The 12,758-nt window shown below is 72.3% G+C and carries 12 protein-coding genes; 3 read left to right on the top strand and 9 right to left on the bottom strand.

All coding sequences use genetic code 11. The features are described from left to right. Positions 1–43 precede the first annotated feature (43 nt). From ACTWQC_RS32675 to rimP, 5 genes are all read right to left on the bottom strand, one after another. Positions 44–340 (bottom strand): DUF503 domain-containing protein, encoded by a 297-nt coding sequence (locus ACTWQC_RS32675; RefSeq protein ID WP_443319482.1) that lies wholly within the window; start codon positions 338–340, stop codon positions 44–46. 175 nt (positions 341–515) lie between these two features. Then, positions 516–3,551 (bottom strand): translation initiation factor IF-2, encoded by a 3,036-nt coding sequence (gene infB / locus ACTWQC_RS32670; RefSeq protein ID WP_443319481.1) that lies wholly within the window; start codon positions 3,549–3,551, stop codon positions 516–518. 144 nt (positions 3,552–3,695) lie between these two features. Continuing rightward, positions 3,696–3,986, bottom strand: a complete 291-nt coding sequence (locus ACTWQC_RS32665; RefSeq protein WP_443319480.1) for a YlxR family protein — start codon at positions 3,984–3,986, stop codon at positions 3,696–3,698. A 132-nt stretch (positions 3,987–4,118) separates the two neighbouring features. Beyond that, entirely contained in the window at positions 4,119–5,120 is a 1,002-nt protein-coding gene (nusA, locus tag ACTWQC_RS32660) for a transcription termination factor NusA (RefSeq protein WP_443319479.1), read from the bottom strand. Between the two features lie 2 nt (positions 5,121–5,122). Further along, on the bottom strand, positions 5,123–5,650 hold the full coding sequence (gene rimP / locus ACTWQC_RS32655; RefSeq protein WP_443319478.1) for a ribosome maturation factor RimP: 528 nt from the start codon (positions 5,648–5,650) through the stop codon (positions 5,123–5,125). 332 nt (positions 5,651–5,982) lie between these two features. On the opposite strand from rimP, the gene ACTWQC_RS32650 reads away from it, so the two are divergent. From ACTWQC_RS32650 to ACTWQC_RS32640, 3 genes are all read left to right on the top strand, one after another. Next, the gene (locus ACTWQC_RS32650) at positions 5,983–6,546 is read left to right on the top strand and encodes a hypothetical protein (protein ID WP_443319477.1); all 564 of its coding nucleotides are present in this window, start codon (positions 5,983–5,985) and stop codon (positions 6,544–6,546) included. 70 nt (positions 6,547–6,616) lie between these two features. Beyond that, complete coding sequence (locus tag ACTWQC_RS32645) at positions 6,617–7,120, top strand: ferritin-like domain-containing protein (protein ID WP_443319476.1); 504 nt, start codon at positions 6,617–6,619, stop codon at positions 7,118–7,120. A gap of 89 nt (positions 7,121–7,209) precedes the next feature. Next, complete coding sequence (locus tag ACTWQC_RS32640) at positions 7,210–8,148, top strand: aminoglycoside phosphotransferase family protein (protein WP_443319475.1); 939 nt, start codon at positions 7,210–7,212, stop codon at positions 8,146–8,148. A gap of 61 nt (positions 8,149–8,209) precedes the next feature. Here ACTWQC_RS32640 and ACTWQC_RS32635 read toward each other — a convergent pair whose 3' ends face one another. The 4 genes from ACTWQC_RS32635 to ispG form a co-directional block, all read right to left on the bottom strand. Next, the gene (locus tag ACTWQC_RS32635; protein ID WP_443319474.1) at positions 8,210–9,907 is read right to left on the bottom strand and encodes a proline--tRNA ligase; all 1,698 of its coding nucleotides are present in this window, start codon (positions 9,905–9,907) and stop codon (positions 8,210–8,212) included. Positions 9,908–9,952: 45 nt separating this feature from the next. Next, complete coding sequence (locus ACTWQC_RS32630; protein WP_443319473.1) at positions 9,953–10,519, bottom strand: GNAT family N-acetyltransferase; 567 nt, start codon at positions 10,517–10,519, stop codon at positions 9,953–9,955. Positions 10,520–10,566: 47 nt separating this feature from the next. Beyond that, positions 10,567–11,412: a GNAT family N-acetyltransferase gene (locus ACTWQC_RS32625; protein WP_443319472.1), complete on the bottom strand. Its 846-nt coding sequence runs from the start codon at positions 11,410–11,412 to the stop codon at positions 10,567–10,569. 82 nt (positions 11,413–11,494) lie between these two features. Continuing rightward, a complete protein-coding gene (gene ispG, locus ACTWQC_RS32620; protein WP_443319471.1) occupies positions 11,495–12,649 on the bottom strand; it encodes a flavodoxin-dependent (E)-4-hydroxy-3-methylbut-2-enyl-diphosphate synthase in 1,155 nt (384 codons plus the stop codon). Positions 12,650–12,758: the final 109 nt, after the last annotated feature.

Below are 12,758 nucleotides of genomic sequence, written 5' to 3'. Positions count from 1 at the left end.
TTCTTCTCTTCCACGTTGATGCGATGTGCCCCCGACGACGCAGTCACTCGTCGTCGTCGCCGTGGTAGCGCCGTCGTACGGACAGCAGCTCCACTTCAGGACGGCCGGCGACCATGCGCTCGCACCGGTCCATGACGTCCGTGAGGTGCCCGGCGTCTCCGGACACGACCGCCAGGCCGATCCTGGCCCTGCGGTAGAGGTCCAGTTCACCGACCTCTGCCACGCTGACGGCGTACTTCCGCTGCAGCTCGGCGACGATCGGGCGGACGACGGAGCGCTTCTCCTTCAGCGACCGTACGTCGCCGAGGAGGAGGTCGAAGGACAGCGTCCCTACGTACATGCGGTCCGGGTCAAGCCACCCGTGGGGCCCCGGGGGTACCTCCCAGCGGTAGCTGGGAGGGGGCACCTCCCAGCAGTAGCTGGGGGAGTGCATGCCGTTCGAAACCGTACACGCGACGGCCGGGGCCGATCGACGGAATTCTTTCCGCCGACCGGCCCCGGTCACGGCGTGCGCATCAGCCTCGCGGCTTCTCGCGCAGCTCGTACGTCGCGATGACGTCGTCGACCTTGATGTCGTTGAAGTTGCCGAGGTTGATACCGCCCTCAAACCCTTCGCGGATCTCGGTGACGTCGTCCTTGAAGCGGCGCAGGCCCTCGATGGTGAGGTTCTCCGCCACGACCTTGCCGTCGCGGACGAGGCGGGCCTTGGAGTTCCGCCTGACCTCGCCGGAGCGGATGAGGACACCCGCGATGTTGCCGAGCTTGGAGGAGCGGAAGACCTCGCGGATCTCCGCCGTGCCGAGCTCGACCTCTTCGTACTCCGGCTTGAGCATGCCCTTGAGGGCCGCCTCGATCTCCTCGATCACCTGGTAGATGACCGAGTAGTAGCGGACGTCCACGCCCTCGCGCTCGGCCATCTGCGTGGCACGCCCCTCGGCGCGCACGTTGAAGCCGATGACGATGGCGTCGGAGCCGGTCGCCAGGTCGATGTCGGTCTCGGTGACCGCACCCACACCGCGGTGCAGGATGCGCAGATCGACCTCTTCGCCGACGTCGAGCTGGAGCAGCGAGGACTCCAGGGCCTCGACGGAACCGGACGCGTCGCCCTTGATGATGAGGTTGAGCTGCTGCACCTCGCCGGCCTTGAGCACCTTGTCCAGGTCCTCCAGCGAGACCCGGCGGGTCCGCTTGGCGAACGCGGCGTTGCGCTCACGGGCCGCCCGCTTCTCGGCGATCTGCCGGGCCGTGCGGTCCTCGTCGACGACGAGGAAGTTGTCGCCGGCGCCCGGGACGTTGGTGAGACCCAGGACGAGGACGGGGGTCGCGGGACCCGCTTCCTCGAGGTTCTCGCCCTTGTCGTCGAGCATCGCGCGGACGCGGCCGTACGCGTCGCCGACCACCATCGTGTCGCCGACCCGCAGGGTGCCGCGCTGGACGAGCACGGTCGCCACGGCGCCGCGGCCGCGGTCGAGGTGCGCCTCGATCGCGATGCCCTGCGCGTCCTGGACGGGGTTGGCCCGCAGGTCGAGCGAGGCGTCCGCGGTCAGGACCACGGCCTCGAGCAGCTGGTCGATGTGCAGACCCTGCTTGGCGGAGATGTCGACGAACATGGTGTCGCCGCCGTACTCCTCGGCCACCAGGCCGTACTCGGTCAGCTGACCACGCACCTTCGTCGGGTCCGCGCCCTCGACGTCGATCTTGTTGACCGCGACCACGATCGGCACCTCGGCCGCCTTGGCGTGGTTCAGCGCCTCGATCGTCTGGGGCATCACACCGTCGTTGGCCGCCACCACGAGGATCGCGATGTCGGTCGACTTGGCACCGCGGGCACGCATGGCGGTGAACGCCTCGTGACCCGGGGTGTCGATGAAGGTGATCCTGCGCTCTTCCTCGTTGACCTCGGTCGCGACCTGGTACGCACCGATGTGCTGGGTGATGCCGCCGGCCTCGCCCTCGATGACGTTGGTCTTGCGGATCGCGTCCAGCAGGCGCGTCTTACCGTGGTCGACGTGACCCATGACGGTCACCACCGGCGGGCGGGAGACCAGGGCCTCCTCGCCACCCTCGTCCTCGCCGAACTCGATGTCGAAGGACTCGAGAAGCTCGCGGTCCTCCTCCTCCGGGCTGACGATCTGGACGACGTAGTTCATCTCCTCGCCGAGGAGATGCAGCGTCTCGTCGGAGACCGACTGGGTCGCGGTGACCATCTCGCCCAGGTTGAACATCACCTGGACCAGCGACGCCGGGTTGGCGTTGATCTTCTCCGCGAAGTCGGTGAGCGAGGCACCACGCGACAGGCGGACGGTCTGCCCGTTGCCGCGAGGCAGCATCACGCCGCCGATGGACGGGGCCTGCATGGCCTCGTACTCCTGGCGCCTCTGCCGCTTCGACTTGCGGCCACGGCGCGCCGGACCACCGGGACGGCCGAAGGCGCCCTGCGTGCCACCACGGCCGCCGGGACCGCCGGGACGGCCACCGAAGCCGGGACGGCCTGCGCCGCCACCGCCGAAGCCGCCGCCACCACCACCGGGACGGCCGGCGAAACCGCCGCCGCCACCGCCGGGACGACCGCCGCCGCCACCGCCGGGACGGCCGGCGAAGCCGCCGCCACCGCCCGGACGGCCGCCACCGCCGGGACGTCCGGCACCGGCAGGACCACGGCCACCGCCGCCACCGGGGCCCGGACGCGGGCCGGCGGACGGACGCTGCGGCATCATGCCCGGGTTCGGGCGGTTACCACCGGGACCGCCGCCCGGACGGGGACCGCCGGAGGCACCCTGCGGACGCGGCATGCCGCCCGGGGTCGGACGAGCGCCGCCCTGACCCTGCGGACGGGGACCGCCCTGGCGCTCGCCGCCGGGACGCGGGCCGCCGGGGCCGCCCTGGCCGCCGGGGCGCGGCGCACCGCCGGGACGGGGCGCCTGCGGGCGCGCCATACCGGTGCTGCCGCCGGACGTGAAGGGGTTGTTGCCCGGACGCGGACCGGCCGGGCGGGCACCGGGACGCGGTGCACGCTCGCCGCCGGAGCGCGAAGCACCCGGACGGGTGCCCTCGCCACGGCCCTGGCCGGGACCGGCCGGGCGGGCGGGACGCGGACCCGGGGTGCCGGGCTTGGGCCCTGCGGGCGCCGGCGGTGCGGTGAACTCCGGGGAGGCCGGAGCGGGCGTCACCGGCTGGGCCGGACCGGGCTTCGGCGCCGGGGTCTTCGGGCCCGGAGTGGGCCGCGGACCCGGAGCCGCGGGAGTTACGGGGCCCCCTGCCTCGGCGGCGGGCTTGGCCGCGCTGGGCTTGGGGGCAGCGGGACGAGCCGTCGCACCCGGGGCGGGGGACGGCTTGGCCGGCGCCGCCTTGCGGGGCGCCGAAGGCTTGCCTGCGGCACGGCCGGAGCCGTTGCCCTGCTGGAAAGCGTCAGTCAGTTTGCGTACAACCGGCGCCTCGATCGTCGAGGACGCCGAACGGACGAATTCGCCAAGTTCTTGGAGCTTGGCCATGACGACCTTGCTCTCGACTCCGAACTCCTTGGCGAGCTCGTATACCCGGACCTTAGCCACTTCGCTCCTTCTGGTCCGGGGTGTCCGCCGGACCGTCGCTACTTCATGGGCGTACTCATCGCGTACTCATCGAGTGCTCATCGCAATCTCGACCTACTTCCGACTCGCGAGGTACCTGACCGCACGGTTTCCCGTGCCGTGCTCTTACGGTGTTGCCTGCTCTGTTGCCTGCTCGACGTACTGGCGCAAGGCCGTGGTGTCGAGCGGTCCCCGGCCTCGGAAGGCCCGGGAGAACGCCCGGCGGCGGACCGCCATGTCAAGACAGACCAGGGCGAGGTGCACATAAGCACCCCGGCCAGGGAGCGTACCGCGAGGATCGGGGACACAGGCGTCCTCGATCACCGCAATCCGCAGCAGATCGTCCTTGGCCGCTCGCTCCCGGCATCCCACACACGTTCGCTCTGGGCATGCGCGGGCATGCGTCCGGCCAGACACGCCTAAGTCTACCTCCCCGTACCGACCTCACCCTGCTGGGGTAATGCCCGCACGGCTACTCGTTATTTCCGTTCGGGCCGCCGTTTCCGGCAGCCCCCTGCTTCGCCGCGGGTCCTGCCGGGCCCACGGCGGCTACTCGGCGGCCTGGCCGACGGGCTGCTGCTCGGTGTCCGGGCGGATGTCGATCCGCCAGCCGGTGAGGCGTGCGGCCAGCCGGGCGTTCTGCCCTTCCTTCCCGATCGCCAGCGACAGCTGGTAGTCGGGGACGGTGACGCGGGCCGAGCGGGCCGCGAGGTCGACGACCTCGACCTTGCTCACCCGGGCGGGTGACAGCGCGTGCGCGACCAGCTCCGCCGGGTCGTCCGACCAGTCGACGATGTCGATCTTCTCGCCGCCCAGTTCGGCCATGACCGCGCGCACCCGGCCGCCCATCGGGCCGATACAGGCGCCCTTGGCGTTGAGGCCCGAGCGGGTGGACCGTACGGCGATCTTGGTGCGGTGGCCGGCCTCGCGCGCGATGGCCGCGATCTCCACCGAGCCGTCCGCGATCTCCGGAACCTCCATGGCGAAGAGCTTCTTCACGAGGTTGGGGTGGGTCCGGGAGAGGGTGACGGAGGGGCCGCGGACGCCCTTGACCACGCGCACCACGTACGAGCGCAGCCGCGTGCCGTGCGCGTAGTCCTCGCCCGGGACCTGCTCCTGCACCGGCAGGATCGCCTCGAGCCTGCCGATGTCGACGAGGACGTTCTTGGGGTCCTTGCCCTGCTGGACGACGCCCGCGACGACATCGCCCTCGCGGCCCGCGTACTCGCCGAAGGTGATCTCCTCCTCCGCGTCCCGCAGCCGCTGCAGGATGACCTGCTTGGCGGTGGTCGCGGCGATCCGGCCGAAGCCGGACGGGGTGTCGTCGAACTCGCGGGGCTCCTCGCCCTCCTCGAGGTCGGCCGGGTCCTCCTGCGCCCACACGGTCACATGGCCGGTGTTGCGGTCCAGCTCCACGCGCGCGTGGCGACGGCTTCCCTCGGTGCGGTGGTACGCGATGAGGAGGGCCGCCTCGATCGCCTCGACCAGCAGATCGAAGGAGATCTCCTTCTCCCGTACCAAACCCCGCAGGGCACTCATGTCGATGTCCACGGCTACGCCTCCTCCTGGCTCTCGTCGTCAGCGGCCGCGGCACTCTTCTCGGCGGCCTTGCGGTTGAACTCGATCTCCACCCGGGCCTTGGCGATCTCGCCGAAGGCGAGCCGGCGGGTGGTGGGCTTGCGGCCCTTGACGCCCGGCACCTCCAGGTCGAGGCCCTCCTCGTCGACGGCGGCGATCCGGGCGACCAGCTCCCCGCCCGCGGCGAGCCGGGCCTTGATGAGCCGGCCGGTGGCGCGGCGGTAGTGGCGCAATTCGGTGAGCGGCCGGTCGGCGCCCGGGGAGGTGACCTCGAGGACGTACGGAGCTCCGCCCATGGCGTCGGACTCGTCCAGCTTCTCGGAGACCACCCGGCTCAACTCGGCGCAGGCGTCCAGCTGGACACCTTCGTCGGAGTCCACCACGATCCTCAGCACGCGTCGCTTCCCTGCCGGTGTCACCTCGATCTCTTCCAGATCCAGGTCTCGCGCGGCGACGAGCGGTTCGAGCAGTCCGCGCAGCCTCTCGCTCTGGGTGGTGCTCATCCGGGTGACTCCTCGGCCGCGTGTGCTGTTGTGGGAAGGCGCGTGTCAGGTCAAAGGGTATCCGGTCACGGGCGGTGGTGCTGTCCGCGTTTCACGGGCGTGGCAGGGCGTGGAAGGGGCGCGGGCCGAGCCGGTCGCAGGTACTCGCGGTACGCGCGGGTACTCTCGGCTCCAGCCGATCAAGGGCGTCCGTCCCGGCCCGGCCTCTCCCCGATCACCGGCCTCTTGCGCCCTCGCTCCACAACAGGATGTGAACCGTGCCGCTCCCCACACCGTCACGGCCCCCGTCCGGGCCCGTCTCCCGGCCTGCGCCCGGGCCGGACTCCGCGCCGGTGCCAGAGCGGAAGTCCGAGCCGGTGTGCGAGCCGGTGCCCGCCCCGGTGTCCGGACCGCGCAGGAGGAGTCTGCTGGCCGGGGCGCTCGGCTCCTGCGGCGCCGCCGCCGTGCTCTCCGGCTGCTCGGACGACGGTTCGGCGGCCGAGCGGGCCGAGCGGAGCACCGCGGCCCGCAGGCTGCGCGAGCGGAGCGCGCGCGATTCGCGGGCCCTGCTGGCGCGGTACGACGCGACGGCCGAGGCCCACCCGGCGCTCGCGGGCCTGCTGGCGCCGCTGCGCTCCGAGGTCGCCGAGCACGCGGACGCGCTCGCCCCGCCCCGGGCCTCCGGCGCGTCGCCCTCTGCCTCGCCCTCGGCCTCCCGGAGCCGCCCGCCGGAGCGGCCGCCGCAGATCCCGGACGACGAGGGCCAGGCCCTCGCCGCGCTGGCCGACGCCGAGCGCCGCACGGCCGACGCCCGCGCCGCCGCCCTGCTCGACGCGGCCCCGGAGCTGGCCCGCCTGCTCGCCTCGGTCGCTGCGGCCGGTGCGGCCCACGTGTACCTCCTCACGGAGGGCGGCTGATGCGACCGCGCCGAAGACCGGGATCCGCTCGGGCCGTACGCACCCCAGCTCGTGGCTCAGGAGAGACGAGATGACCACCCACACCCCCAGCGCCCGCCCCGCCTCCCAGGAGGGCGCCCTCGCCGCCGCGCAGGCCGCGCTGGGGGCGGAGCATGCCGCGGTGTACGGGTACGGCGTGGCCGGCGCCCGGATAGGAGAGAGCAGGCGGGCCGACGCCCGCGAGGCGTACGACGCGCACCGGGCGCGCCGGGACGCCCTGGGCCGCACCGTCCGCGACATGGGCGGCACGCCCGAGGCCTCGGCCGCGGCCTACGCCCTGCCCTTCCCGGTCCCCGACGAGGCCGCCGCCGTCCGGCTCGCCGCCGAGCTCGAGGACCGGGTGGCCGGGGTGTACGGCGACCTGGTGCGCGCCTCGGAGGGCTCGCTGCGCCGCGAGGCCGCGGCCGCGCTGCGGGAGGCGGCGGTGCGGGCGGTGCGCTGGAGAGGCGGCAGCGTAGCCTTCCCTGGGCTTGCCGAACGACGGGCCGAGGCCGGGCCCTCCGAGTCGGCGAGCAGCACCGCGGACGCGCTCTGACCGGCTGTCACCGGAACGCGCCGACTGCGCACGGACCGCTCGTGGTCCGCAGGTGCCCGTACGCAGCGATGGAAAGGGACAGCTCAGGGATGGCTTCAGCAGCACGGCCCGATGCCGGCACACCCCTCGAGCCGCCGCAGCGCCTCGTACGCGCGCTGGCCGAGGAGTACGGGGACGCCGGGAAGGAGTGGCTGCAGGAGCTGCCGGAGCTGGTCCAGGAGGCCCTGGCCCGCTGGGACCTGACCCTCGAGCGCGTACAGGCGCCCGGGGGCCGCAGCAGCCTGGTCGTCCTCGTGCAGCGGGCGGACGGCAGTCCGGCGGCGCTCAAGCTCCTCGCCCCCGGTGCACGCTCCCGTCCCGAGCACGCGGCGCTGGCGCACTGGGACGGCCGGGGCGCCGTACGGCTGCTGGACGCCGATCCGGAGGCGGGGGCCCTGCTGCTCGAGCGGCTGCACGGCGAGGTCTCGCTGAGCTCGCTGCCCGAGGCGAAGGCGCAGCTCGAGGCCGCGGGCACGGTGCGCAAGCTGTGGGTTCCGCCCGGCGAGCACCATCCCTTCGAGTCGGTGGCCGACAGGACCGCGCGCGTGGCGCAGGCGCTGCGCGCGGCTCTCGAGGACCCGGCGGTGGAGGGCGCCGCGCCGCTGGTGGAGGACGCGCTGGCCGTACGCGACGCGCTGGCGGCCGCACCCCCGGAAGTCCTGCTCCTGCACGGCCGCTTCCGGCAGGGCAAGGTGCTGGCGGCGGAGCGGGCACCCTGGCTGGCGGTCGGGCCGCAGCCGGTGGTCGGCGAGCGCGCGTACGACCTGGCGCGGCTCGTCCGCGACCGCCTGGAGGACCTGGTGGCCTCGCCGGGCGGGGCGTCCGCGGCGCGCCGGCGGGTCGCGAAGCTGGCGGACTCCCTGGACGTGGACCGCGAGCGGCTGCGCGGCTGGACGGTGTTCCGCGCGATCGAGTCGGGCGTACGCGCGCTGACCGCGGGCCGCCCCCAAGACGGCGAACTTCTCCTGGAGTTCGCGGCCTGGCTGTGAAGCCGTGGTGTGGGCATTCGTTCCGCGGGGCGGAACGACTGCCCACAACCGGGTGGCGCGCCTACGCCTTCGCCAGGCGCGCCAAGGCCTCGTCGACCGGGAGTTCCTCCCGCTCCCCCGTGCGACGGTCCTTCAGTTCGACGACGCCCTCGCCCGCCCGCCGCCCGACGACCAGAATCGCCGGGACGCCGATCAGCTCCGCGTCCGTGAACTTCACACCGGGCGAGACGCCCGCCCGGTCGTCGACGAGCACCCGTACGCCCGCGGAGTGCAGCTTCTCGGCCACCTCCAGGGCGATTTCGGTCTGCTGCGCCTTGCCGGCCGCGACCACGTGCACATCCGCCGGAGCGATCTCGCGCGGCCAGCACAGCCCCTGCCCGTCGGCGGTCTGCTCGGCCAGCGCGGCCACGGCCCGGGAGACGCCGATGCCGTACGAGCCCATGGTCACCCGTACCGGCTTGCCCTCCCGGCCCAGCACGTCGAGCTCGAAGGCGTCCGCGTACTTCCGGCCCAGCTGGAAGATGTGGCCGATCTCGATGGCCCGGCCGATCTCCAGCCCCGTACCGCAGCGCGGGCAGGGGTCGCCCGGCTCGACGACGACCACGTCCAGGTACTGGTCGACCTCGAAGTCCCGCCCGCACACCACGTTCCCGGCGTGCTTGCCGTCCTTGTTGGCACCGGTGATCCACGCGGTGCCGGGGGCGACGCGAGGGTCGGCGATGTACCGGAAGGCGGTCCCGGCCAGCCCCTGCGGGCCGACGTAGCCGCGTACGAGGTCGGGGCGGCCCTCGAAGTCCTCCGCCGTCACCAGCTCCACCACGGCGGGCGCGAGGTGCTCGCCGAGCTTGCCGAGATCGACCTCGCGGTCCCCCGGCACGCCGACGGCCGTGATCTTCCCGTCGACCTTGACCAGGAGGTTCTTGAGGGTCGCGGAGCGCTCGACGCCCAGGTGCTCGGCGAGGGTCTCGATGGTCGGGGTGTCCGGGGTGTCAAGCTCCTCGACCGGCGCGTGCTCGACCTGCCCGACCTCCGGGACGGGGACGGTGACCGCCTCCGTGTTGGCCGCGTAGTCGCAGGCCGGACAGTCGACGAAGGTGTCCTCGCCGGCGGCGGCAGGGGCGAGGAACTCCTCGGACGCCGAGCCGCCCATGGCCCCGGAGACGGCCGAGACGATGCGGTAGTCCAGGCCGATCCGCTGGAAGATCTTCGTGTACGCCTCCCGGTGCAGCTGGTAGGAGGCGTCGAGGCCCTCGTCGTCGGTGTCGAAGGAGTACGAGTCCTTCATCAGGAACTCGCGGCCGCGCAGCACGCCGGAGCGGGGCCGTGCCTCGTCCCGGTACTTGGTCTGGATCTGGTAGAGGATCACCGGCAGGTCCTTGTAGGACGTGCACTGGTCCTTGACGACCAGGGTGAAGATCTCCTCGTGGGTGGGTCCGAGGAGGTAGTCGGCGCCCTTGCGGTCCTTGAGCCGGAACAGCAGGTCGCCGTACTCCTCCCAGCGTCCGGAGGCCTCGTACGGCTCCTTCGGCAGCAGCGCGGGCAGCAGCACCTCCTGGCCGCCGATGGCGTCCATCTCTTCGCGGACCACGCGGGCGACGTTCTCCAGGACCTTCTTGCCGAGCGGCAGCCAGGTCCAGATCCCCGCGGAAGAACGGCGGACGTACCCGGCGCGGACCAGCAGCTTGTGGCTGGCGGTCTCGGCATCGGCCGGGGCGTCGCGCAGTGTCTTGAGCATCATCCGGGACATGCGCTGGACCATGACGTTGTCTCCTGCGTCTTGCGTTGCGAAAGCGATGCCAGGAGGCTATCCAACCGAGCGGCGGCGGGCTGCGGCGAGCCCTCTGCGCAGCGGCAGATACGCGCCCATCACCGCGTACGGGCTGGGGGCGCTGGGGAAGACGACCCGGCGGGCGAGGTCGTGGTAGCCCAGGGCGCGGTAGAGCATACGGGCCGGGCTCTCGGTGTCGATCGCGGACAGGATGCTGCGGGGCTCCGCGGCGCTGTCCGTGATCGTGGTGATCAGCGCGCGCCCGATCCCCCGCTTCTGGAACGCGGGATGGACATGCAGCTCGGTGATGACGAAGGAGTCGTCGAGCCAGCCTTCCTGTCCCGCGGCCCTGAGGTACGGCTCGACCACGGTCGACCACCAGTGGCCGCGGTCGTTGGGCATCCCGTAGACGAAGCCGACGAGGCGGCCGTCGGGTGCGGTGGCGCCGAGCGCGCGGGCGCCGGGACTGGTGAGGTGCCGCAGCACGATGTGACGCCGTACGCCGATCTCGTCGTGGCTGAGCCCGAACGCGAGCGCCTGAACGGCCAGTGCCTCGTCCACCCGTGCGGCAAGGTCGAGCGGCCCGACCACGACGTCATCCATGTCGCGACCCTACCCGTGGGGGGACCGCACGTGGACCGCCGAGGAGTTCAGAACAGGACGCTCATGAAGGCGCCGACCTCGTGGAAGCCGACGCGGCGGTACGCGGCGCGGGCAGGGGTGTTGTAGTCGTTGACGTAGAGGCTGGCGACGGGGGCGACCTCGCTCAGCGCGTACCGCAGAACGGCCGCCATTCCGGTCTCGGAGAGCCCGCGGCCGCGGTACTCGGGGTCGACCCAGACGCCCTGGATCTGGCACGCCTTCGGGGTCGCCGCGCCGATCTCCGCCTTGAAGACCACCCTGCCGTTCTCGATGCGGGCGAAGGAGCGGCCGGTGCCGACGAGTTCCGCGACCCGCGCCTGGTAGAGCAGCCCGCCGTCGCCCGCGAGCGGCGAGACGCCGACCTCCTCGGTGAACATCGCGATGCAGGCCGGCATGACGGTGTCTATCTCGTCCTTGCGGATGCGGCGGACGAGCGGGTCGGGCGGGATGTCGGCGGGGAGGGAGGTGGTGACCATGAGCGGCTGGTGGGAGCGGACCTCGCGGGCCGGGCCCCAGCTCGGTTCGAGCAGCGACCACAGCCGGGCCACGGGCTCGGCCGGGCCGACGATGGAGGAGCAGCGGCGGCCGGCGCGGCGGGCCCGGTCGGCGAAGCCGCGTACGGCCTCGGGGCCCGCGCAGATGGGGACGAGGTTGGCGCCGGCGTAACAGAGCGCCTCGAGCCTGCCGGCCGCGTACCAGCCCCACATCTCGCCGCCGAGACGCCACGGGTCGAGACCGGCGACCTGGACGCGGGCAGCGACGAAGGCGTTCGCGACCGGGTCGCGGTCGAGGACCGCGAGGGCGGCGTCGAGCTCTCGGGGTTCGAGAACCCTCGTCGTGGTCGTGGTCAACACCTGTCGGAATGCCTCACCGTGCGGTCTGCTGGTTTCCGCACTTTACCCGCTGGGTGCTGGTGAACGGCGCCCTCAGCAGGGGTCAGCTCACGGAGACCTGGGGCTCGCCGGACACGGCGCCGTCCTTCTCCATCTGCTCGGCGATCTTCATGGCTTCCTCGATCAGGGTCTCCACGATCTTCGACTCGGGAACGGTCTTGATGACCTCGCCCTTGACGAAGATCTGGCCCTTGCCGTTGCCGGAGGCGACGCCGAGGTCGGCCTCGCGCGCCTCGCCCGGCCCGTTGACGACACAGCCCATGACCGCCACGCGGAGCGGCACCTCCATGCCGTCCAGGCCCGCCGTCACCTCGTCGGCCAGCTTGTAGACGTCGACCTGGGCGCGGCCGCAGGACGGGCAGGAGACGATCTCCAGGCGGCGCTGCCGGAGGCCCAGGGACTCGAGAATCTGGATGCCGACCTTGACCTCCTCCGCCGGCGGGGCGGAGAGCGAGACCCGGATCGTGTCCCCGATGCCCTCGCTGAGCAGCGCGCCGAAGGCGACGGCCGACTTGATGGTGCCCTGGAACGCCGGGCCCGCCTCCGTGACGCCCAGGTGCAGCGGGTAGTCGCACTGCGCGGCCAGCTGCCGGTAGGCGTTGACCATCACCACCGGGTCGTTGTGCTTCACCGAGATCTTGATGTCCCGGAAGCCGTGCTCCTCGAACAGCGAGCACTCCCAGAGCGCGGATTCGACCAGCGCCTCCGGGGTGGCCTTGCCGTACTTCTGCAGCAGCCGCTTGTCCAGCGAGCCCGCGTTCACGCCGATCCGGATGGGAACCCCGGCGTCGGACGCGGCCTTGGCGATCTCCTTGACCTTGTCGTCGAACTGCCGGATGTTCCCGGGGTTCACCCGCACCGCCGCGCACCCGGCGTCGATGGCCGCGAAGACGTACTTCGGCTGGAAGTGAATGTCCGCGATCACCGGGATCTGCGACTTCTTCGCGATCACCGGCAGCGCGTCCGCGTCGTCCTGCGACGGGCAGGCCACCCGTACGATCTGGCAGCCCGATGCCGTCAGCTCCGCGATCTGCTGGAGGGTCGACCCGATGTCCGCCGTCACCGTCGTCGTCATCGACTGCACCGACACCGGAGCGTCCCCGCCGACCGCGACCGACCCGACCTGGATCTTGCGGCTGACCCGCCGGTCGGCGAGCTTGGCCGGAACCGACGGCATTCCGAGCGAAATCGCAGTCATGATTGCTAGCAACCCCAGAAGGTGTGGATCAACGCGGTCCCCGAGAGGCGGACTCCAGCCTTGAGATTACGGCACCGGCCGCGGCCTCAGCACATCTGCTCGCCAAACT

The organism is Streptomyces sp. 8N616 (assembly GCF_052246385.1).
Lineage (GTDB): Bacteria > Actinomycetota > Actinomycetes > Streptomycetales > Streptomycetaceae > Streptomyces.
Note: the sequence above shows the minus strand (reverse complement) of the source record. Positions and strands in the feature narration are given on the sequence as shown.